The following is a 22,706-nucleotide window of genomic DNA, read 5'->3' on the forward strand; positions in this document are numbered from 1 at the left end:
TCTTTTTTTGGAGGGCTACTTCAGTTCGGGCAGCCGTGCTTCGTTTTTGACCTCGGTCTGGGCGACCGCATCGGCCGGCAGCACCACCCGTTGTTTGCTCAAGAGCTGGCCCATGTTCGCCAGCACCCGGTACATCGAGTATTCCTCGGTGTAACGCACCTCGGTGTAGCGACGGTTGGCGTTGTACAGCTCGTTTTCGCTGTCGAGCACATCGAGCAAGGTCCGCTGGCCGAGCCCGAATTGATCCTGATACGCGGCGCGCACGCGGGAAGTGGTTTCGGCGTATTCGCGGGCGGTGGGGGTCTGTTTGCGGGCGTTGTTCATCGCGTTCCAGGCCAGGCGTGTGTCTTCGTTGAGCTGGCGTAGAGCGTTGTTGCGAATGTCCATGGCCTGGTTGATCTGGTGGGCATTGGACGCCAGTCGCGCCTTGTCACTGCCGCCGCGGAACAGGTTGTAGTTCATCACCACACCGACCCGCCAGTTGTTGTCGTGACCTTCTTCGCCACCGATGTTGTTATTGGCGCCCACTGCCGCCTCAGCGTCGAAGCGCGGGTAAAACGGCGACTTGGCCACTTCGTACTGGCTTTCGGCGGACTGTATGTCGGCTTGTGCCGATTTCAGGTACGGGTTGTTATCCATCATGCTTTGCTGGGCTTGGCGCAGGTCGCCGGGCATTTCGCCTTTGGTCGAGGGCGGTGCTTCCAGCTCGTCGGGCATACGCCCGACCACGCTGTAGAAATTCGCCTCGGCATCGGCCAGGTCGACCTGGGCGGTATCGTAGTTGTTTTCCGCCAGGGCCCGACGGGCATTGGACTGGTCGGAGTCGGCCGTGCTACCCACCCCACGCTCGGTGCGCAGGCCGATCTGGTCGTTGACCCGCAGGTGCGCTTGCAGGTTGTTCTTGGCCAGGGTCACCAGCTCGCGCCGCTTGAGCACTTCCAGGTAGACCTCGATGGTGCGCAGGGCCAGGTCCTGGGCGGTGCCCTGGGCGTAATAGGCCCGGGAGTTGACCACGCCTTTGGTGCGTTCCACTTCGTTGGCGGTGTTGAACCCGTCGAAGATCATCTGCCGCAGGCGCAGCTCCGATTGGGTGTAGGTCAGGATATTGGTGTGGTGATTGCCCAAGGCCCGGGTGTTGGTGTTGTCGCTGTAGCCACGACCGTACCCGGCATTCAAATCCACTGACGGAAAAAAGCCCCCTCTGGCAACTTTGACGTCTTCATTGGCCGACAGACGGCTGTCTACCCGTTGGGCCAGCTCCGGGTGAGTCGCAATGGTGCTCTGGATCGCTTCGGTCAAAGACATGGCCTGCGCCTGAGAAGAACAGGCCATGGCCAGCAAGACCGCGCTGCAGAGGGGGGTTAGAACGCGCATGGGGTGCATCTCCTGAGGTCTGTAGTATTTCGGTGTCGCCATAATATTGACGTATTTAAGATCAAAACCGTTTCAAGCTTGTAACAACACAGCTAAGAACATTCTGCGGAAAACCTAAGAAGGATTTTTCATAAGGGTTATTCCGAAAAAAACTTATGTGCTTGGAAAAAACCGGCACATTGTTCAAAGGGAAAGCCTTTGAATATGCGGTTCCTGACGGCTTTTAGGCGTCAATAAAAGTTCCATCAAAATTTTGAAACGAATGTGAAGAAGTGCCGAAAAGGCGAAATGAGTGGTGATTTGGTGTGACGGTTTTTTGTCATCGCGGCGAATGGCTAGCACCTCTCACTGACTCGAAAGCTGGCAGATTTTCCAGATTTTTCGGGTTGCCGACCTGACACGAATTCTTCACCCAGACAGGTGCCGACTGCGGTTGGCAACGGAGGAAATGCACATGGCAGCGCTCATCGGTACCGTCAGCAAGGTGGTGGGGCAGGTTTTCGCAGAAGTGGCCGGTGGCCTGCGGCGGCCTCTGGTTGAAGGCGATCGGCTCTATGCCGGCGAGCACTTGATCACCGGGGGCGAAGGGGCGGTGGCAGTGCATTTGCAGAACGGTCAGGAGTTGACCCTGGGCCGCGGAAGTAACCTGACCCTGACTCCCCAGCTGCTCGCCAACCATGCGCCTCATGTCGACACACCTGAAGCAGTGACACCGAGTGACGCGCAGTTGACCGATGTGCAAAAACTGCAACAAGCCATCGCCGCCGGTGCCGACCCGACCCAGACCGGCGAAGCCACGGCCGCGGGCCCTGAGGGTGGCAACCCCGGTGGGGTGGGTGGCGGACACAACTTCGTGTTGCTGGAAGAAGTCGGCGGGGAAGTCGATCCGCAGATTGGTTTCCCCACGGCTGGGTTCAACGGGATTCCCGAGTTTCCGCTTCTGGAGCTGGCGGGTGATCCGGATAACAACGGTGACGATGGCGCGGTGCCGCCCGAAACACCGGATAACCCCGTGACGCTGGATGGGGTCAATGTGGAGGGGGGCGAACTGACCACCCACGAGGCCAACCTGGCCGACGGCACGACCAGCAATCCGGCGGCGCTGGTGCAAAGTGGCACCTTCACGGTTTCTGCCCCCGATGGGCTGAGCAGCCTGAGCATCGGCGGCATCAGCGTGATCGCTGGCGGCGTGCCCGCAGGCTTTCCCCAAACCATCACCTCGGCGCTGGGTAACACGTTGACCATCACCGGCTACAACCCGGCCACCGGTGTGGTCAGCTACAGCTACACCCTGACGGACAATGAAACGCATCCTGCCGGCGATGGGGCCAACAACATCACCGAACAGTTCCCGGTCGTGGCCGTTGACACTGATGGCGATACCGCCACCGGCACCCTGGACGTCAACATCACCGACGACGTGCCCCAGGCGATCGACGACAGTCACGCCAACTCGGCATCGGAAACCCTCGTCACGCTCACCGGCAACGTATTGCCCAACGATCATCAAGGCGCCGACCGTATCCCTACCGGACCCGACAGCGGGCCGATCATTGGCGGGACGTTTACCGGCACCTATGGCACCCTGGTGCTCAACCCCAACGGCACGTATACCTACACCCTGAACACCAGCGACCCGCAGTTCGTCGCGCTGCACGGCGGAGGAAGCGGCACCGAAACCTTCACCTACACCCTGACCGATGCCGACGGCGACACCAGCACCGCAAACCTGGTGCTGCAAGTGCACAACAATGACGATCCGGTGATCATCAGCGGCCTCGACACCGAGGGCGGTGAGCTGTCATTGCAGGAGAAAAACCTCAGCGACGGCAGCAGCCCGGATGCATCGGCCCTGACTCAAAGCGGCACCTTTACCGTCACTGCGCTGGACGGAGTGCAGACCCTGAGTGTTGGCGGCATCAACGTCGTCACCGGTGGCGTGGCGGCCGGTTTCCCTCAGTCCATCACGACTGCACTGGGCAACACCCTGACCATCACCGGCTTCAACGCCGCGACCGGCGTGGTGACCTACAGCTACACCTTGCTGGACAACGAAGCCCATCCAAACGCCAACGGCGCCAACAGCCTCGGCGAGCAATTTGCTGTAGTCGTGACCGACGACAACGGCACCACGGCCAATGGCAACTTGGACGTAAATATCGTCGACGACTTGCCAAAGGCCGTGGACGACAGCAACGCCAACACGGCGTCGGAAACCAACCTGACCCTGACCGGCAGCGTGCTGATCAACGACACCCAAGGTGCGGACCAAGTCGCTTCCGGCCCCATCACTCCCGGCACGTTCACCGGCACCTACGGCACCCTGGTCCTCAACGCCGACGGCTCCTACACCTACACCCTCAACGCAGCCGATGCCGACTTCAAAGGCCTGCACGGCGGTGGCAACGGCAGCGAGACGTTCACCTACACCCTGACCGATGCCGACGGCGACACCAGCACCGCGAACCTGGTGCTGCAAGTGCACAACAACGACGACCCCGTGATCATCAGCGGCCTCGACACCGAGGGCGGTGAGCTGACGGTCCAGGAGAAAAACCTCAGCGACGGCAGCAGCCCGGATGCTCCGGCCCTGACTCAAAACGGCACCTTTACCGTCACCGCGCTGGACGGTGTGCAGACCCTGAGTGTTGGCGGCATCAACGTCGTCACCGGTGGCGTGGCGGCCGGCTTTCCTCAGTCGATCACCACTGCACTGGGCAACACCCTGACCATCACCGGCTTCAACGCCGCGACCGGCGTGGTGACCTACAGCTACACCTTGCTGGACAACGAAGCCCATCCAAACGCCAACGGCGCCAACAGCCTCGGCGAGCAATTTGCTGTAGTCGTGACCGATGACAACGGCACCACGGCCAATGGCAACCTGGACGTAAATATCGTCGACGACTTGCCAAAGGCCGTGGACGACAGCAACGCCAACACGGCGTCGGAAACCAACCTGACCCTGACCGGCAGCGTGCTGACCAACGACACCCAAGGTGCGGACCAAGTCGCTTCCGGCCCCATCACTCCCGGCACGTTCACCGGCACCTACGGCACCCTTGTCCTCAACGCCGACGGCTCCTACACCTACACCCTCAACGCAGCCGATGCCGACTTCAAAGGCCTGCACGGCGGTGGCAACGGCAGCGAGACGTTCACCTACACCCTGACCGATGCCGACGGCGACACCAGCACCGCGGACCTGGTGCTGCAAGTGCACAACAACGACGACCCCGTGATCATCAGCGGCCTCGACACCGAGGGCGGTGAGCTGACGGTCCAGGAGAAAAACCTCAGCGACGGCAGCAGCCCGGATGCTCCGGCCCTGACTCAAAACGGCACCTTTACCGTTACCGCGCTGGACGGAGTGCAGACCCTGAGTGTTGGCGGCATCAACGTCGTCACCGGTGGCGTGGCGGCCGGCTTTCCTCAGTCGATCACCACTGCACTGGGCAACACCCTGACCATCACCGGCTTCAACGCCGCGACCGGCGTGGTGACCTACAGCTACACCTTGCTGGACAACGAAGCCCATCCAAACGCCAACGGTGCGAACAGCCTCAGCGAGCAATTTGCTGTAGTCGTGACCGACGACAACGGCACCACGGCCAATGGCAACCTGGACGTAAATATCGTCGACGACTTGCCAACCGCTCACGCTGATTCTGCCTCGGTGGATGAGGGCGGGACGGTCAGTGGCAACGTCCTGAACAACGACGAAGGCGGTGCCGACGGGCCGGCCGCGAGTGGTGCCGTGATCGGCGTGCGCGCGGGTGACGACACCTCGACTCCGGCGATTGGCGGCCTGAATACCCAGATCAATGGCACCTACGGCTACCTGACCCTGGACGCCAACGGCAATGCCGTCTATCACAGCAATCCGAACACCGTCAGTGCCCCAGGCGCGACCGATGTATTCACCTACACCGTGCGCGATGCCGATGGTGATGAAAGCACCACCACCATCACCATCGATGTCCACGATATCTGCCTCGTCGCCACACCCGACCACGAAATCAGCGTCTATGAAAAATCCCTCGACCTGAACCAGGATGGCCAGGACCTGGCACCCGGGACCGTCACCGGTAGTGCCCCGAATGCCACCAGCGAAACCGCCAGCGGCAGCCTTGTCGGCTCGATCAGTGGAGCCGTTGGCGCAGTCACGTTCGCGCTGGTGGGCAACGCCACCGGTGCCTACGGTCAACTGTCGCTTCAGCCCGACGGTTCGTATACCTACACCCTGACGGCGCCAGCCACGACCACGCCCCACGCCAACGACGGCCCGAACGTGCTGAGCGAAAGCTTCACCTACCAAGCCACGGACTCGTTGGGCAACACGGTCACCAGCACTATCGTCATCGACATCGTCGACGACGTGCCCAACGCCCATGCCGATTTCGCTTCGGTGATGGAGGGCGGGACGGTCGACGGCAATGTGCTGGACAACGACGTGCTCGGCGCGGACGGTGGCATGGTGATCGGCGTACGCGCCGGTAACGACACCTCGAACCCCGCCATCGGCGGCCTCAACAGCCAGATCAATGGCAGCTACGGCTACCTGACCCTGGACGCCAACGGCAATGCGGTTTACCACAGCAATCCGAACACCGTCAGCGCCCCCGGCGCTACCGACGTGTTCACCTACACCGTGCGCGATGCCGATGGCGATGAAAGCACCACGACCATTACGATCGACGTGCACAACAGCTGCCTGGTCGCCGAAACCGACCATGACATTACCGTTTATGAGAAAGCCCTGGACCTGAACCAGGACGGCCAGGACTTGGCCCCCGGCACAGTCACCGGCAGCACGCCAGGTTCCACCAGCGAAACCGCCACCGGTAGTCTCGTGGGGTCGGTCAGCGGTGCTGTCGGTGCCGTGACCTTCGCCCTGGTGGGCAACGCCACGGGGGCCTATGGTCAGCTAATGCTCCACCCCGATGGCTCGTACACCTACACCCTGACTTCGCCCGCCACGACAGCGCCCCATGCCAACGACGGCCCGAACGTGTTGAACGAAAGCTTCACTTACCAAGCGACGGATTCCCTGGGCAACAGCGTCACCAATACCATCGTCATCAATATCGTCGACGACGTGCCCAAGGCGCACTGTGATACCGCGTCGGTGGTGGAGGGCGGGACGGTCAACGGCAACGTGCTGGATAACGACGTGCTCGGCGCCGACGGCGGTGCAGTCATCGGTGTGCGCGCCGGCAGTGACACCTCGAACCCTGCTACTGGCGGCCTCAACACCCAGATCAACGGCACCTACGGCTACCTGACCCTGGACGCCAACGGCAATGCCGTTTACCACAGCAACCCGGACGCTGTCGGCGCGCCGGGCGCCACGGATGTGTTCACCTACACAGTGCGCGATGCCGATGGTGATGAGAGCACCACGACCATCACCATCGACGTGCACAACAGCTGCCTGGTCGCCAATCCCGACCAGGACATTGCCGTCTACGAAAAAGCCCTGGACCTGAACCAGGACGGCCAGGACCTGGCGCCTGGCACCGTCACCGGCAGCGATCCGAGCGCCACCAGCGAAACCGCCACCGGCAGTCTTGTCGGTTCGGTGACCGGTGCTACCGGCGCAGTGACCTTCACCCTGGTGGGCAACGCCACGGGCGCTTACGGCCAGCTATCGCTGCACCCCGATGGCTCGTACACCTACACCCTGACTTCGCCTGCCACGACAACGCCCCATGCCAACGACGGCCCGAACGTCCTGGGCGAAAGCTTCACCTATCAAGCGACGGATGCCCTGGGCAACAGCGTCACCGGCAACCTGGTGGTGAGCATCGTCGACGATGTGCCCAAGGCCATCGCCTCCGAACGTTCCGTGACGGCGGTGGAGATCGATTCGAACCTGCTGATCGTACTCGACGTGTCCGGCAGCATGGCCGATGCTTCCGGTGTGCCGGGGCTGTCGCGGCTGGACCTGGCGAAGCAGGCCATCAGTGCCTTGCTGGATAAATACGACGACCTGGGGGACGTGAAAGTCCAGCTCGTGACGTTCAGCAGCAGCGCCACTGACCAAACGTCGGTGTGGGTGGATGTGGCAACCGCCAAGTCGCTTCTCACCAGCCTGACGGCCGATGGCGGGACCAACTACGATGCGGCGGTGGCGGCCGCCAAGACCGCGTTCGTCACGTCCGGGCAACTGACCGGGGCGCAGAACATCGGCTACTTCTTCTCCGACGGCAAACCCACCTCGGGCCAGGAAACCGGCACGGCCGATGAAACCGCGTGGAAAGCCTTCCTCGACGCCAACGGCATCAAGAACTACGCCATTGGCCTGGGCAGCGGCGTCAGCAACGCCAACCTCGATCCGCTGGCCTACGACGGCAGCACCCACACCAACACCAACGCGGTGGTGGTCACCGATTTGAATCAGCTCAACTCGGTGCTCTCCGGCACCGTGCAAGGCGTACCGGTCACCGGCAATCTGTTGGGCGAAGGCGGCTCGTTCGGTGCCGACGGTGGGTTTGTCAAAAGCCTGGTGGTCGACGGCACGACGTACAGCTACAGTCCGACCGCCAACGATGGCCATGGCGCGCTGACTGCCAGTGGCGGGATCAACCACGGCAGCTTCAATACCGCGACCAACACCCTGAGCATCGCCACCAGCCACGACGGTACCCTGGTGGTCAACCTCGACACTGGTGCGTTCAGCTATACCTCCCAGACCGCCACCAGCACGTTGATCACCGAGAACATCGGCTACACCGTCAGTGACAACGATGGCGACCTGGCCAGTTCCAGCCTGGTGATCAAAGTCGTGCCTAACAGCCCGCCCGTGGCGGTCGACGACAACGTCATCACCAACGTGCTGTCGGGCAACATCGTGGTGCCGGGAGAGTTGCTGCTAGGTAACGACAGCGACGCCAACGGCGATCCGCTTACCGCTTCACCCACCAGTTTCAATACCGGCTGGGTCGCCAAGGGCGCGGACTTCACCGGCAGCACCGGCACCGTCAGTTTCACCGGTAACAACGTGCAGTCGATCAACCTCAATCGCAGCGCCTTCGTCGCCAACACCGCGACCATGACCGCCGTGTTGGTCGTCAGCGGCGCGTTGGGGGCGGTTTCCAACAACAACGCCAATGATGAAGACCGGCTCAACATCACCCTCAAGCAGGGCGAAACCCTCACCCTGGACCACAATTTGGCGGGCGGTCATATCACCTTGGAATACGCCCTCAATGGCGGGCCGTTCATTGCGATCACCGACGGCGCCTCGTTCACGGCGGCGGCGGATGGCAACTACCAGATCCACGTCACCAACATTGCCAACGGCAGCGGCGGCAACCCCAACGGTGCGGAGAACTATCAACTGACCATGACCGTCAACTACGCCGGCGCCCAGGACAGCACACCGGATTATCACGGCAGCTATACCGCCAGCGACAACCACGGCGGTAGCGACAGCGCGGCGGTGGGCATCAGCTACCAGGCGGGCCATACCCTGACGGGCACCACGGGGGACGATGTGCTGGTGGCCGGCAACGGTGACAACACCCTCAATGCGGGCGACGGCAACGACATACTCAGCGCTGGCTCGGGCAACAACACCCTGCATGGCGGGGCAGGCAATGACTTGCTTTACAGCGGTACGGGCAACGACCTGCTCGACGGCGGTACGGGCAACGACACCGCGAGCTATGCCCATGCGACTGCCGGGGTCTCCGTGAACCTGGGGCTGTTGGCGGCGCAAAACACCTTGGGCGCCGGCACCGACACACTGGCGGGCATCGAAAACCTGATCGGCTCGAATTTCAACGACACCCTCACCGGTGACGGCGCGAGCAACCGCATCAACGGCGGACTGGGCCATGACGTGCTTAATGGCGGTGGCGGAGACGACTTGCTCATCGGCGGCCTGGGCAACAACACCCTCACCGGTGGCAGCGGCGCCGATACCTTCCAATGGCAGGCGGGCAACAGCGGCCATGACGTGATCACGGATTTCACGCCCGGCCTCGATAAACTCGACCTGTCCCAGCTGTTGCAAGGAGAGAATGGCAGCGCGGCGTCACTGGATGATTACCTGCATTTCAGCGTGAGCGGCAGCGGGGCGTCGGTCATCACCAGCATCGACGTCAGCAGCATCGCCGGCGCCACGCCGAACCAGACCATCGACCTGGCCGGCGTCAACCTCGCCAGCCATTACGGCGTCACGCCGGGCGTGGATGGGATGATCGCAGGTGCAGATACGGCGACCATCATCAACGGAATGCTCAACGATCATTCATTGAAGGTGGACACGGTGTGAGGTGAACTGAAATAACAGAACCCGCGATTTCCGGTCTGGAAATGGCGGGTTTTGTTTTTCTGAAACTTGTGGGTGGATCCACAGATTTGCTGGACGCATGCATGCCTTTGTGGCGAGGGAGCTTGCTCCCGCTCGGCTGCGCAGCAGTCGCAAAAAAGGCTTGGTGCGATGTGTCAGGAAAATTGAGTTACTTCATTTGGGGCGGCTTCGCCACCCAGCGGGAGCAAGCTCCCTCGCCACAGGAGATCCAGGCTCGTGCCACATTCAAGGCTTGCGCAGCGTCTTCTGCCTGAGGATATAAACCGTCACCAGCACCGCACTGGTCAGCATGAACCCCCGAGCCCACGGCAGGGGCACCAGGTAGCAGGAAAAGAGGATGCTCGCCCACATCAGGCCGATGGCGTAGACCTTGCCTTTGAGCGGGATGCCGTTGCCGCTGAGATAGTCGCTGATCCACGGGCCGAGGCGGGGATGTTCCACCAGCCAGCGATAGAAACGCGGTGAGCTGCGGGCGAAGCAGGCGGCGGCCAACAGCAGGAAAGGGGTGGTGGGCAGTACGGGAACGAAGATGCCGATGACCCCCAGCACCACGCTCAGCCAGCCAATGGCCAGCAGAGCGTAACGCAGGATCAACGGGCGGTTGCCGATGGGCGCGGGCACCCGGTCGCTCAGTGGTGACGCGGCTTGAGGATCGCCGGTTTCTCGTCCGGTGCGTTGCACAGCAGGTACAGGGCGGTAAGGGCTTCCGGGATCTGCACGATCATGTCGTCCATCAGGTTCGCGTCGGCGGCGATGTCGGAAAACTCCGGTTGTTCGTCGAACAGGCCGGAACCCACCATGATCGGCAGGAGCATTTCGCTGACTTCTTCTTCGGCGGTTTCGAACCAGGCGGCTTCGCGCAGGAACACGCCTTCCATGAAGCCGATGCACCAGCCACGCAGTTCCGAATCGTCCGGGTCATCGCCCAGGTCCAGTTCGCACGGCAGTTCGAATTCTTCGTCGGAAGCCAATTGGCGGGCGATGTGGGCCTTGAGGCCGACCAGCGTGGCTTCGATTTCGGCGCGCTGGGCTTCGTCGCTGTAATGCGGCTCTTCGGCGAACAAGGCGTCGATCCACTCACGATCCGGCACCGTTTCGGAGCAGATCGACAGGGCGGTCAGATAGCCGTGAGCGGCCACGTAATCCAGCGCCTCTTCGTGCAGCTCATCGGCGTCGAGGAAGACTTGCAGGCGGGTCAGTTGCTCAGCGAAGGACATTACGGGCTACCTTGGGGAATAAACAATGCGGGAATTCTAGGCCTTCTTGAGCGCACAGGCCAGCCGCGTGGCGCATTTGCCTTGTCGGTAAGGGCTGGGTTGCCCGCATGCCCTGGCACATATCCCCCGTGGCGAGGGAGCTTGCTCCCGCTGGGGCGCGCAGCGGCCCTGTTTTTTGGGGCGGCTGCGCCACCCAGCGGGAGCAAGCTCCCTCGCCACAGGTTCGGTGCATGACTGGCAACAGTGCAAGGGCTTCATCGAACACCTCTTGTCAGCGACGCCCTTCGCGACGAAGGCCTCGGGTATACTGCCGCGTTTTGTGATGCCCTGCGGCGTCCCGCCGGTTCGAAACGCGCACTTACGATTTGCCGGTGCAGCTTTTTTGATTCTGAACCAGCCTTGCAGGGATGTTTCGGTGATTTTTGGAGTTTCTATGCTCGAACAGGCTCAACGCGTCCTCAAGGACATCTTCGGCTACGACAGTTTCCGTGGCCGCCAGGGTGCCATTATTGAGCGCGTGGCCAGTGGCGGCGATGCCCTGGTGCTGATGCCCACCGGCGGCGGCAAGTCCTTGTGCTTCCAGGTGCCGGCGCTGCTGCGCGACGGCCTGGCGGTGGTGGTATCGCCGTTGATCGCCTTGATGGACGACCAGGTCGCGACCCTTGAAGAGCTGGGTGTGGCGGCCGCCGCGCTGAACTCCACCCTGAGCGCCGAGCAGCAGCGAGACCTGGCGACGCGTATCAAGCGCGGCGAAGTGAAAATGCTCTACCTGGCTCCCGAACGCCTGGTGCAGCCGCGCATGCTGGCGTTCTTGCAGAGCCTGGAAATCGCCCTGTTCGCCATCGACGAAGCCCACTGCGTGTCCCAATGGGGTCATGATTTCCGCCGCGAATACCTGCAATTGGGGCAACTGGCGGAGCTGTTCCCCGACGTACCGCGCATCGCCCTGACCGCCACCGCCGACAAACGCACCCGTGAAGAAATCGTCGAGCGCCTGCACTTGCAGGACGCCGAGCGGTTTCTTTCCAGCTTCGACCGACCCAACATTTTCTATCGCATCGTGCCCAAGGAGCAGCCGCGCAAGCAGTTGCTGGCGTTCATCGCCGAGCGGCGCAGCGATGCCGGCATTGTCTATTGCCTGTCGCGCAAGAAGGTTGATGAAGTGGCGGCGTTCCTGTGCGAGCAGGGCTTTCCGGCGTTGCCGTATCACGCCGGGCTGCCCAACGACCTGCGGGCTTACCATCAGAAACGTTTCCTCAACGAGGAAGGCCTGATCATGGTGGCCACCGTGGCGTTCGGCATGGGGATCGACAAGCCCAACGTCCGTTTCGTCGCTCACCTGGACTTGCCCAAGTCCCTCGAGGCCTACTACCAGGAAACCGGGCGGGCCGGCCGTGATGGCTTGCCGGCCGATGCCTGGATGGCCTACGGCCTGCAAGACGTGGTGATGCTCAAGCAGATGCTGCAGAACTCCGAAGGCGACGAACGCCACAAGCGCCTGGAGCAGCACAAGCTCGACGCCATGCTCTCGCTCTGCGAAGAAACCCGCTGCCGTCGCCAGACCCTGCTGGCCTATTTCGATGAAGACATGCCCCAGCCTTGTGGGCATTGCGACAATTGCGTCGACGGCGTGGAAACCTGGGACGCCACCGAACCGGCCCGCCAGGCGCTGTCGGCCATCTATCGCACCGGCCAGCGCTACGGCGTGGGGCATCTGGTGGACGTGTTGCTGGGCAAGGACAACGAGAAAGTCCGTAACTTCGGCCACCAACACCTCTCGGTCTTCGGGGTGGGCAAGGCCCGCACCGAGAGCGAATGGCGGTCACTGTTCCGACAGCTGGTGGCCCGCGGCCTGGCCGACATTGACCTGGAAGGCTACGGCGGCCTGCGCCTGAGCGCGAGCTGCCGGCCCTTGCTCAAGGGCGAGGTCACCCTTGAACTGCGCCGTGACCTCAAGCCGGCGACGGCGGTCAAGAGCAGCAAGAGCCAGGCCAGCCAACTGGTGCGCGGTGAAGAGCGCGATCAATGGGAAGCCTTGCGCGCCTTGCGCCGCAAGCTGGCCGAAGAACACGGTGTGCCGCCGTACGTCATTTTCCCCGACTCGACGCTGCTGGAAATGCTCCGCAGCCAGCCTACGTCCCTGGCCGAAATGGCCCGCGTCAGCGGCGTGGGCGCGCGCAAGCTGGAGCGTTATGGCGAGGCCTTCCTCCAGGTGCTCGGTGGCGAGGTCGAGGCGCCGAAAGTGGTGGCCGATGTACGCCACGAACTGATCACCCTGGCCCGCGCCGGCATGACGCCGCTGCAGATCGCCGGGCAACTGCAATGCTCTGAGAAAAACGTCTACACAATGTTGGCCGAGGCCATCGGTAAACAACAATTGTCCCTGGAGCAGGCACTGGACTTACCCGAGGAACTGCTGGGCGAGGTGCAGGATGCGTTTCTGGATGGCGAAGGCGAGTTACCGCCGGTGTCGGAAATCGCCGCGCTGTTTGTCGGCCGGGTGCCTGAAGGTGTCCTTTATTGCGTCAGGGCTGCGTTGCAGTCGGAATTCGAAGTTTGATCAATGAGTTACGCACCTTTAACGATTCAGTACAGGGCAAACCTTGCTTGAATCCGAAGCTCATGCTTAGCTGACTAATAATTAGTTTTTCTCTATTTCAGATCTGATGAGTTTTTATATGCCTTTAACCGATCAACACCGTTTTGGCATGCAGCTGGCGCAAATGTCCCGAGGCTGGCGCGCCGAGCTGGATCGTCGCCTGGCCGGGCTGGGCCTGTCCCAGGCGCGCTGGCTGGTGCTGTTGCACCTGGCCCGTTTCGAACAGGCGCCGACCCAGCGCGAGCTGGCCCAGAGCGTCGCCGTCGAAGGCCCGACCCTGGCCCGGTTGCTCGACAGCCTGGAAACCCAGGGGCTGGTGCAGCGCCAGGCAGTGGCGGAGGATCGTCGGGCCAAAAAAATCGTGCTCTGCGCACCGGCCCGACCTTTGATCGAACAAATCGAAACCATCGCCACTCAGTTGCGCCGGGAGTTGTTCGAGGGCGTCGACGAGGCGGACATGCGGGTGTGCATGCGGGTCCACGGCACGATCCTGGCCAACCTGGAAAAATCCTGAGGCACTTCCCCGGCGCCAGACTTTTGAGATTCGGCGATTAGCGAACTATAACCAGTACTAAGCGTTCGTATTGGATGCGTTTCGCTCAGTCCGGTAATCGAAAGGGATGCCCATGCTTGGAAGTTTGCAGTCCACGTTGCGCAGTTGGGTCAACGTGTCGGTCGTCGTGGGTGCCCTTGGGTATTCGGCTTTGGCTTCCGCGCTGGGGCTGGGGGAGATCACGCTTCATTCCGCCTTGAACCAGCCGTTGCGCGCCGATATCGCCCTGGTCGATGTGGCAGGGGTGAGTGAGGGCGATTTGTCGGCCAGCCTGGCCAACCCTGACGATTTCAGCCGTGCGGGTGTGGAGCGGGTGTTCTTTCTCAACAGCCTGCGCTTCACGCCCGTGCTGCGCGGTGAGCGCAGTTTCATTCGGGTGACCTCCAGTAAACCCGTCGAGGAACCGTTCCTCAATTTCCTGGTGCAACTCAATCAACCCAACGGACGTCTGCTGCGCGAATACACCGTGCTGCTCGACCCGCCAGGTACACCGGGTATCGTGCCGGCCCGCGATGACCCTTCTGGTGCCCCCGAGTCTTCGCTCGCGACCCGGGCAACGCCTGCCATCAAGCCGCCCCCGGCGGTACAGGGCAAGCGCTACACGGTTGTGCAGGGGGACAACCCCTGGGTCATCGCCAAACGCTTGCATGACGCCGGCAGCAACGCGTCGGTCAATGAGCTGATGCAGGGGATCCAGGCCCTGAACCTTGGCAGTGACCGGCTCTCCATCGGGCAGCGCTTGTTATTGCCCGACTCGGCGGTACTGCCAACGCCTGCTCAAACGGCTGCCCCGGCCTCCGTTGCGTCCGATGAGCAATTGGCTGGCAGCGTGCTGCAAAACCAACAGCAACAGCAAACCATCGACGAACTGCAGGCCCGACTTCAGGCCCAGGATCAGGAAATTGCCGGTCAGCGCAAGCAGATCAGCGAGTTGCAGACGCGACTGGCCGAGGTGGCGCCCGCTGCGGTTGCGCCGACGCCGCCACAGTCGGAGCCACCTGCACCTGTTGCTGCGCCGGAGACGGACGCAGCGCCAGTGACAGAGCCAACCCCGGAACCTGAGGGCATCAATTGGCTGTGGATAGCGGGACTGGTGGGCCTGCTGGGTTTGCTGGCGTTGTTGCTGTTGCTCCGTCGTCGGCAGCAGCAGGAGCAGGTCGACGCGCAGCCAATGCCTGGACGTCCCGAACCGATGCTGGAGGACGACGACACCGACACTTATGCCTCGACAACCCACACGGAGCAGCCCGAGGCCGCCGCGTCGTTCAATAACGGTGACGCGCCCTTGGGGGATGTGCTGGATGGCGTCGGGATTTACCTGACCTATGGTCGTTTCACCGAAGCTGCAGGATTGCTGCGTGCCGCGTTACTGGCGGAGCCGGAGCGCACCGATCTCGGGCTCAAGTTGCTGGAGGTGCTGGGCAAGCAGGGCGATGTCATTGGTTTCCAGGCCCAGGAGCATCATCTATTGGCCCAGGGTGTCGATGCCAGAACGCTGGAGGAGATTCGCGGGCGCTACCCCAAGGTCGCGGCGATCACCGCCCCTGTGGTGGCGCCGATAGAACCGCTGGCACCGGCCTCTGCACCTGAACCTGAACCTGCAGGCGTGCCCGGCGACGAATTCGAGCTGGATCTGGAGGCGCTGTCCATGGAGACCAGCTGGGACCTGACCGAAGCCTCGGACAACGCCCCTGGAAAAACTGCTGCGCCATCGCCTGCTGTCGATGCGCCCGAGGGGTTATCGCTCTCGGGTTTCGACGAGTCGGACCTGCAATGGGGCGCCCCACTGGAAACCGAGTCGCTGGACGACGCCTTTCTCGACGGGTTTGCCGATGAAGAGCAGTCCCTGGAGCTGGAGCCGCTGCCGCTCGAATCCATGACCCTCGAAACCATGCCCTTCGAAACCATGCCCTTCGAACCTCAGGCACCGGAACATTCAATCAAACTGGAGCAGGCGCAAAACTGCATCGACGACGGTGATGTGGAGACCGCCATCACCCTGCTTGAAGAATTGCTCGAAGAGGGTGACGAACCCCTCAAGCAGACTGCCCGGGTGTTGCTGGCTGGGATTCGCTGAAGCTCTATCGATCGGTGTTGCATGTGCCGCCGCTATCGCGAGCAAGCTCGCTCCCACAGTTGGAGGGTGTACACCGCAAATCCCTGTGGGAGCGAGCTTGCTCGCGATAGCGGCCTGCCAGGTGGTCATCTTTCCCAGGCAAACCCCCAGCCCTTCAAAACGTCTGCCCCAGGTTCAGGTACACCGCCTGTTCATCATCATCGTTAAAGCCATAACTGAAATTCAATGGCCCCAGCGGTGTGTCAAAGCCTAGGAAAATGCTGGCGGCATTGATGTAGCCGCTGTCGAATTCATTGTCGTTGTTCCACGCCCGGCCGCGTTCCAGAGAGCCGCCGATGTACAGTGGAAAGTCCAGCGGCAGGTAGGCCCGTGGCGTGAGCCGGCGGTAGTACACGGCGCGCATCAGGCTGATGTTCTGCCCGGATATGCCGTCTTCACGAAAGCCTGACAGCTGCCGAGCACCACCGAGTACAAAGCTTGAAGTCACCACTTCGGCCGTGTCGAGGGTTCGGCCGTAGCGCCCGCCGAGGATGAAGGTGTCCGGGCCGCTGCTCAGGGCCTTGTCCAGTTTGAATTCCCACTGGCGATAACGCTCATCGGATCCCAACCCCGGTTCGTACTGGCGCCAGGTCAGGCCGATGTCTTCGCCTTCATGGGGGAAGTACACATTGTCGAAGGAATCGAATGAGTATTTCAGTTCGTAGAAGCCTTCGTTGAAGTTCTCGCTGGGCTGGTCGTGGTCGCCGATGCGCACGTCCGCCTTGCCCCAGGCTTGGCCGACACCGAAACGAATCTCGCCACTGTTGCCGATCTGGCGGCCTACGTTCAGGCCGAAGCCATAGCGCTCGACGCGATATTGGGCCACTGGATCGTTGTCCAGGATGGACTCCACGTTGCGCGATTCGAATTGCCCATAAGGGGCGATGAAGTAGCGCGAGCCAACATCCAGCGGTTGGTAAAACTCGCTGTACAACTCTTGCTTGCCGCCGATTTGCGCCCGGGTCAGCCATTCGGCGCCCAGGCGATTGATGCCGTTGACCCGATAACTGGCACCGAGGTTGAAGGCGCTGTCGCCGCGCATGTCGTCCGACAGGCTCAGCCCCAGTCGCAGGTAGTCGGTGCCGGTGCGTTTGCCCCGGGCGCTGATCACCAGCGTATGGTCGGGCCCCTTGCGCACCACGCGATACTGCACTTGTTCGAAATAATCCAGGCCGTACAGCGTCCCCATGTCGCTCTGCAAGCGACCCAGGTCCAGTGGTTCGCCGATTTGCTGGCGCACGTAATAGCGAATCACGTCGTCGCCGACTTTCGAATCGTTCTCTACCCGAATCGCGGTGATGACCGGCGTGCGTTCGCTCGGGGTGCGCGCCGCCGTGAGAGCAGGATCGACCGGCTCGGCGGGACGCAGACGGGCCAGGCGAACCTCGAGTATCCGGGTGGCGCGGTAGCCGGCGTCGATCATTTCCTGGGCGCGACCGAAGTCAGTCGAGCCAAAGCTCGCCAGGGCCGGCTGGATCAGCACGTCGTCTTTTTTCAGCGTTGCCAACTGCTCTTCAGAGTTGCGCCGGGTCATCAGGGTCGTCGACTGGTTCAGCACGTCGACCACCGTGACCAATTGCTTGCGGTTGCGCAGTGGTGTGCCGATGTCGACCACGATGGCCACGTCCACGCCCATTTGCCGGGCCACGTCCAGCGGGATGTTGTCGCTCATGCCGCCGTCCACCAACAGCCGGCCGTCCAGTTCCACCGGGGCGAACACCGCCGGGATCGACATGCTGGCGCGAATCACTTTGGGCAGGTGGCCTTTGCTGAACACCACTTTTTCGCCGCTGGCGATGTCGGTCGCGACCGCGCGGAAAGGGATCGGCAGTTTGTCGAAGTTCCGGGTGTCGCTGGCGTGGGCCAACAGGCTTTCGAGCAGCAAGGCCAGGTTTTGGCCCTGAATGACCCCCAGTGGCAAACCGAGGCTGCCGTCATCGCGAAAGCTCAGTTTCTGTTTCACCAGGAAGTCCCGGTCATCCTGCTTGCGCCGGAACGGCACGTCCTTGCGTGGCGGAGCGTCGGAGAGTGCCTGTTGCCAGTCGATGCCCAGGGCGAGTTTCTCCAGTTCGTCGATCTTGTAGCCTGAGGCGTACAACCCGCCGATGACTGCGCCCATGCTGGTGCCGGCAATCGCGTCAATCTTGATGCCTTGCTCTTCCAGGGCCTTGAGCACGCCGATGTGGGCCAGGCCGCGCGCCGCGCCGCCGGACAACACCAGGCCGATTTTCGGGCGCGGTGCTTCGACGGCATGAGTGAACAAGGGCATTAGCAACAGAAGCAGGCAGGGCAGCAGGCGGCGCATCGTCAATCTCGGGCGGGCGATCAAAGGCGAGTATTATAGCGACGCCTTCGAACCCAGGAGTCCACCCGCAATGACCGAACACAAACCGGAAGTCGTCATCACCTATTGCACCCAGTGCCAATGGCTGTTGCGCGCCGCCTGGCTGGCGCAGGAACTGCTCAGCACTTTCAGCGATGACTTGGGCAAAGTGTCTTTGGTGCCGGGCACCGGCGGGATATTCCACATCAGTTGCGACGGCACGCAGCTCTGGGAACGCAAGGCCGATGGTGGTTTCCCCGAAGCCAAGGTCCTCAAACAACGGGTTCGCGACCAGATCGATCCGGCCCGGGACCTGGGCCACAACGACCGGGTTCAGTGAGACGCCGCTTCGGTGCCAACCCCCGGTTTCCTTGAGCTGCCGCCCAGTTGGCTCGACACCACGATGGCGGCGATGATCACCACGCCCCCCAGCAGCATGCGCAGTGTCGGATTTTCATCGAACAGCAGCCAGGCCATGGTGATGCCGTAGACCGGCTCCATGGCGAACACCACCGCTGCGGTGCGAGCCTTGATCACCGCCAGGCTGGCGACGAACAGGCTGTGGGCCAGGCCAGTGCAGAACACACCGAGCAACGCGATCCACAGCCAGTCGAGCGGGCGCACGTCGCTCAGTTGTGGCGCGGCCATCGGCAACAGACACAACCCGACCACCAGGTTCTGGCACAACGCGGCCTGGACCGGTGGTACCCGGGCGGAACCGGCGCGGTTGGTCAGTGACAGCAGGGAAAACAGCAATCCAGAGGCCACGGCCCACAGCAGTCCGGTGGTGGCGCCACTGGCCAGGTCGAAGTTCGGCGTGACCAGCACCAGGCCGACGCTCACCAATACCACCAGCAGGATTTCATTGAGGCGAATCCGCTCGCGGAAAATCAGCCCCTCGAGCAGCACCGTAAAAGCTGGGAAACTGGCGAATCCCAACGTGGCGATGGCCACGCCGGCGATTTTCACCGAGATGAAAAAGCTCACCCAGTGCCCGGTCAACAACAGCCCACCGAGCAGCAAGCGGCGGCCGTCCTGGGCCCGGAGTTTCTGCCAGCGGGTGCTGCTGGCGAAGCGGGCAAAAACCGCCAGGGCCAACACCGCGAATACGGCGCGACCGAAGACGATGACCGTCGGCGAGGCGGCGGCGAGTTTGCCGAATACACCGGTCAGGCCAAACATGAGTGCGCCGATGTGCAGGGCGCCGAGGGCGGTACGGGGTGTCATTGCGGTCCTTGTTCAAACGGTTGCGGATCAGGGTATTGAACCCTTGGCTGGCCGTTTTTGTCTGTCGCGATCCTAGCGATTTTTAGCGCGAAGCTAGCGTCGGCGTCGCAGCTTGCCCGGCGAGGCGCCGAATTCGCGCAGCACTGCCGCGGCGAAGGCGCTTTGGGAGCTGTAGCCGACCCGATGGGCGATTTCACCGATAGGCAGGTCCGAACCGCGCAGTAATTCGACGGCCTTGTGCAAGCGGCGGCTGCGGATGTAATCCATCGGGGTTTGCCCACATTCGGCGACGAATCGCGCATGCAGGCGGGCACTGGAGAGCCCTGCGACCTGCGCCAGGTCCGCCACTTGCAGCGGATAGGCGGCGTATTGGTCGATATGGGCATTGAGTGCGGCGTAGGGCAGGCGCCGACCGCCGACCGTTTCGGGGCGAGCGCCATTGAGGCTGGCCAGGAGCAGCACTGCGCCTTGCTGGGCGATCACCGGGTCCTGCACCGGACTCCCGGCAAGCCAACTGACCAATTGGCTTTGCCCCGCATCCAGGGGCAGGCGAGCGCTGTCGTCGAGCAAACGGCGGCTGGCGTCGGCATGATCCCCCAGGGATTGCCCGAGCCATTCATCGCTCGGCACATCCAGCACCAGGCAACGACTGCCATGGGGGCTGCCGCACGCGTGATGGGCGCCGGCCGGTACCACCACGAAACTCTGTTGCACCACTTGGCTGCCGCACCCTTCGACCTCGAAATCCAGCGCGCCGGACAGCCCGAACACCAGTTGGGCATGGTCGTGGCTGTGGACAATCAAGTCGTGGCTGTATTGGCGTAGCGTGAGGATCGGTCTCATCGCGGTCTCCCGTGGCAGGCGGTCAGTCTACACCGAGGGCGCGGCGCCTCGCGCTGTCATGTAATCGACTTGTGTTTGTCATGGGCCATTAACCGCTGGCGTGCACAGTGGCACAAACGATCAGAGGGTTGCCCATGACCAGCGCCGAGCTCGCCAGACCCAGCCGCAAACAGCGTGTTCGCACCCTATGGATTTCCGATGTGCACCTGGGCACTCGGGATTGCCAGGCCGAGCACTTGTCGCAGTTCCTCAAGGGCTATCACGCCGACAAGATCTACCTGGTCGGAGACATCATCGACGGCTGGAAGCTGCGCGGTGGCATGTACTGGCCCCAGGCTCATACCAACGTCATTCGCCGCTTGCTGACCATGAGCAAGCGCGGCACCGAGGTCATTTACGTCACCGGTAACCATGATGAATTCCTGCGGCGTTATTCGAAGTTGATCCTGGGCAATATCCAGTTGGTGGACGAAGCCGTGCACGTCACCGCCGACGGTCGGCACCTGCTGGTGATCCATGGCGATCAATTCGACGTCATCACCCGTTACCACCGTTGGCTGGCGTTCCTTGGCGATTCGGCCTACGAGTTCACCCTCACGCTGAACCGTTGGCTCAACCATTGGCGAGCCCGTTATGGCTACGGTTACTGGTCGTTATCGGCGTACCTCAAGCACAAGGTCAAGACGGCCGTCAGCTTCATCAGCGATTTCGAAGAAGCCATCGCCCATGAGTGTGTGAAGCGCGAACTGCATGGCGTGGTGTGTGGGCATATTCACCATGCCGAGATTCGGATGGTGGGCGAGGTGGAGTACCTCAATTGTGGCGATTGGGTCGAGTCGTGCACGGCGCTGATCGAACATTGGGATGGGTCGATCGAGCTGTATCGGCTGGCGGAGGCTCAGGCGCGGGAGGCGCTGCTCAAGGCCGAAAAGGTCGCCGAACCTGCGTGAGTCTTACACCCTTGTGGCGAGGGGATTTATCCCCGTTGGGCTGCGTAGCAGCCCCCTCGGTTTATCAGGTAGATCGCAAACTCAGGTAGTCATTTTGGGGCTGCTGCGCAGCCCAGCGGGGATAAATCCCCTCGCCACAGGGGCGCTGTGTCTGTCAGGCCGGTATGTCAGCCATCGCCGCCTTGTAGATCGACTGCTTTGGCGCGGCGAATAGCCTTTCCAGCATCGGCTCGAAGAAACTCAACGGCAGGGTGTCGTACTCGGCATCGAACGCGGCCGCGTCGTACTTCGCACAAAAATCAATGGTCGCCTGGTACTGCGGATGCCCGCTGAATTGCTCCCGCAGGTGCCGATCCATGCCCAGGTGATGAAAGAAGTAATACCCCTGGAAGATCCCGTGTTTCTCCACCATCCACAGGTTTTCGGCGCTGACGAAGGGCTTGAGGATGGCTGCGGCGATGTCCGGGTGGTTGTAAGAGCCCAGCGTGTCGCCGATGTCGTGGAGCAGGGCGCAGATCACGTATTCCTCATCCCGCCCGTCCCGGTAGGCCCGGGTGGCGGTTTGCAGGGAGTGGGTCAGGCGATCCACCGGGAACCCGCCGAAGTCTCCGTCCAGCAATTTCAGGTGGGTCAGGATCCGGCCCGGCAATTGCCGTGCGTAGGCGCTGAAGTCGGCTGCGATGATCGCCCAGTCTTGATGGGTGCCGTCCTGCATGTGGGTAAAGCCTGCGCGTGAGCTCATCGATCATCCTTTGATTGCATGGCTGCTAGAACGCGACCTTGCCCAGCAGCATGTCGCGGTACATGGCGAAGTCGCCGAGCAAACTGTAGAACGGATACTGGAAAGTGGCGGGGCGGTTCTTTTCGAAGAAAAAGTGCCCGACCCAGGCGAAGCCGTAGCCCGCGACAGGCAGGGCGAGCAACCACCACCAAGTACCCGCGACGAACGCCAGGAGGAAAATCAGCATCAGCAGGGAAGTGCCGACAAAGTGCAGTCGTCGGCAGGTGCTGTTGCTGTGCTCGCTGAGGTAATACGGGTAGAACTCAGCGAAGCTGTTGAATCGTCGGGTGTTTTCCAAGACTGGGGGCTCTTTGGTTATTTTTCTGGTGAGTTTTGCATCCAACAACCTGATTGAAGTCTAGAGCTACCATTTGCTACAGCCAGTGACAATAAGCGCCACTCT

Annotated in this window: 14 protein-coding genes; 6 read left to right on the forward strand and 8 right to left on the reverse strand. The window is 62.1% G+C overall.

The features are described 5' to 3' along the window. Positions 1-15: 15 nt before the first annotated feature. The gene (locus CD58_RS07655) at positions 16-1,374 is read right to left on the reverse strand and encodes a TolC family outer membrane protein (RefSeq protein ID WP_025212449.1); all 1,359 of its coding nucleotides are present in this window, start codon (positions 1,372-1,374) and stop codon (positions 16-18) included. 454 nt (positions 1,375-1,828) lie between these two features. On the opposite strand from CD58_RS07655, the gene CD58_RS07660 reads away from it, so the two are divergent. After that, positions 1,829-9,655 (forward strand): retention module-containing protein, encoded by a 7,827-nt coding sequence (locus tag CD58_RS07660; protein ID WP_025212450.1) that lies wholly within the window; start codon positions 1,829-1,831, stop codon positions 9,653-9,655. Between the two features lie 264 nt (positions 9,656-9,919). Here CD58_RS07660 and CD58_RS07665 read toward each other — a convergent pair whose 3' ends face one another. Both CD58_RS07665 and CD58_RS07670 read right to left on the reverse strand, forming a co-directional pair. Then, positions 9,920-10,315: a YbaN family protein gene (locus CD58_RS07665; RefSeq protein WP_025212451.1), complete on the reverse strand. Its 396-nt coding sequence runs from the start codon at positions 10,313-10,315 to the stop codon at positions 9,920-9,922. 8 nt (positions 10,316-10,323) lie between these two features. Continuing rightward, a complete protein-coding gene (locus CD58_RS07670; protein ID WP_025212452.1) occupies positions 10,324-10,911 on the reverse strand; it encodes a YecA family protein in 588 nt (195 codons plus the stop codon). A gap of 433 nt (positions 10,912-11,344) precedes the next feature. Here CD58_RS07670 and recQ point away from each other — a divergent pair, with 433 nt between their 5' ends. From recQ to CD58_RS07685, 3 genes are all read left to right on the forward strand, one after another. Next, on the forward strand, positions 11,345-13,471 hold the full coding sequence (gene recQ / locus CD58_RS07675) for a DNA helicase RecQ (protein ID WP_025212453.1): 2,127 nt from the start codon (positions 11,345-11,347) through the stop codon (positions 13,469-13,471). A 118-nt stretch (positions 13,472-13,589) separates the two neighbouring features. Next, on the forward strand, positions 13,590-14,024 hold the full coding sequence (locus CD58_RS07680; protein WP_003184113.1) for a MarR family transcriptional regulator: 435 nt from the start codon (positions 13,590-13,592) through the stop codon (positions 14,022-14,024). Positions 14,025-14,136: 112 nt separating this feature from the next. Beyond that, on the forward strand, positions 14,137-16,140 hold the full coding sequence (locus CD58_RS07685; RefSeq protein ID WP_025212454.1) for a FimV/HubP family polar landmark protein: 2,004 nt from the start codon (positions 14,137-14,139) through the stop codon (positions 16,138-16,140). Positions 16,141-16,294: 154 nt separating this feature from the next. Here the strand turns inward: CD58_RS07685 and CD58_RS07690 are convergent, their stop codons facing one another. Continuing rightward, positions 16,295-18,484, reverse strand: coding sequence for a patatin-like phospholipase family protein (locus tag CD58_RS07690; protein ID WP_025212455.1), 2,190 nt, complete (start codon positions 18,482-18,484; stop codon positions 16,295-16,297). Between the two features lie 70 nt (positions 18,485-18,554). Between CD58_RS07690 and CD58_RS07695 the strand changes: the two genes are divergently transcribed. Then, the gene (locus CD58_RS07695) at positions 18,555-18,842 is read left to right on the forward strand and encodes a SelT/SelW/SelH family protein (protein ID WP_025212456.1); all 288 of its coding nucleotides are present in this window, start codon (positions 18,555-18,557) and stop codon (positions 18,840-18,842) included. On the opposite strand, the gene CD58_RS07700 is transcribed toward CD58_RS07695, so the two are convergent. Together CD58_RS07700 and CD58_RS07705 are read right to left on the reverse strand one after the other, a co-directional pair. After that, positions 18,836-19,729, reverse strand: coding sequence for a DMT family transporter (locus CD58_RS07700; protein WP_025212457.1), 894 nt, complete (start codon positions 19,727-19,729; stop codon positions 18,836-18,838). The two genes, CD58_RS07695 and CD58_RS07700, sit on opposite strands and share 7 nt — an antisense overlap. A gap of 93 nt (positions 19,730-19,822) precedes the next feature. Next, complete coding sequence (locus tag CD58_RS07705; RefSeq protein ID WP_025212458.1) at positions 19,823-20,572, reverse strand: helix-turn-helix transcriptional regulator; 750 nt, start codon at positions 20,570-20,572, stop codon at positions 19,823-19,825. Positions 20,573-20,706: 134 nt separating this feature from the next. On the opposite strand from CD58_RS07705, the gene CD58_RS07710 reads away from it, so the two are divergent. Beyond that, a complete protein-coding gene (locus tag CD58_RS07710; RefSeq protein ID WP_025212459.1) occupies positions 20,707-21,522 on the forward strand; it encodes a UDP-2,3-diacylglucosamine diphosphatase in 816 nt (271 codons plus the stop codon). 154 nt (positions 21,523-21,676) lie between these two features. On the opposite strand, the gene CD58_RS07715 is transcribed toward CD58_RS07710, so the two are convergent. Both CD58_RS07715 and CD58_RS07720 read right to left on the reverse strand, forming a co-directional pair. Beyond that, positions 21,677-22,264 (reverse strand): HD domain-containing protein, encoded by a 588-nt coding sequence (locus CD58_RS07715; RefSeq protein ID WP_025212460.1) that lies wholly within the window; start codon positions 22,262-22,264, stop codon positions 21,677-21,679. 25 nt (positions 22,265-22,289) lie between these two features. Next, a complete protein-coding gene (locus CD58_RS07720; RefSeq protein WP_025212461.1) occupies positions 22,290-22,601 on the reverse strand; it encodes a DUF962 domain-containing protein in 312 nt (103 codons plus the stop codon). Positions 22,602-22,706 lie beyond the last annotated feature (105 nt).

It is taken from the genome of Pseudomonas brassicacearum (genome assembly GCF_000585995.1).
GTDB lineage: Bacteria > Pseudomonadota > Gammaproteobacteria > Pseudomonadales > Pseudomonadaceae > Aquipseudomonas > Aquipseudomonas brassicacearum_A.

Excerpts from the sequence above, each read along its gene's own strand:
- CD58_RS07655 (WP_025212449.1), bottom strand. The coding sequence starts at position 1,374 with ATGCGCGTTCTAACCCCCCTCTGCAGCGCGGTCTTGCTGGCCATGGCC.
- CD58_RS07660 (WP_025212450.1), top strand. The coding sequence starts at position 1,829 with ATGGCAGCGCTCATCGGTACCGTCAGCAAGGTGGTGGGGCAGGTTTTC.
- CD58_RS07670 (WP_025212452.1), bottom strand. The coding sequence starts at position 10,911 with ATGTCCTTCGCTGAGCAACTGACCCGCCTGCAAGTCTTCCTCGACGCC.
- recQ (WP_025212453.1), top strand. The coding sequence starts at position 11,345 with ATGCTCGAACAGGCTCAACGCGTCCTCAAGGACATCTTCGGCTACGAC.
- CD58_RS07680 (WP_003184113.1), top strand. The coding sequence starts at position 13,590 with ATGCCTTTAACCGATCAACACCGTTTTGGCATGCAGCTGGCGCAAATG.
- CD58_RS07685 (WP_025212454.1), top strand. The coding sequence starts at position 14,137 with ATGCTTGGAAGTTTGCAGTCCACGTTGCGCAGTTGGGTCAACGTGTCG.
- CD58_RS07690 (WP_025212455.1), bottom strand. The coding sequence starts at position 18,484 with ATGCGCCGCCTGCTGCCCTGCCTGCTTCTGTTGCTAATGCCCTTGTTC.
- CD58_RS07695 (WP_025212456.1), top strand. The coding sequence starts at position 18,555 with ATGACCGAACACAAACCGGAAGTCGTCATCACCTATTGCACCCAGTGC.
- CD58_RS07700 (WP_025212457.1), bottom strand. The coding sequence starts at position 19,729 with ATGACACCCCGTACCGCCCTCGGCGCCCTGCACATCGGCGCACTCATG.
- CD58_RS07705 (WP_025212458.1), bottom strand. The coding sequence starts at position 20,572 with ATGAGACCGATCCTCACGCTACGCCAATACAGCCACGACTTGATTGTC.
- CD58_RS07710 (WP_025212459.1), top strand. The coding sequence starts at position 20,707 with ATGACCAGCGCCGAGCTCGCCAGACCCAGCCGCAAACAGCGTGTTCGC.
- CD58_RS07715 (WP_025212460.1), bottom strand. The coding sequence starts at position 22,264 with ATGAGCTCACGCGCAGGCTTTACCCACATGCAGGACGGCACCCATCAA.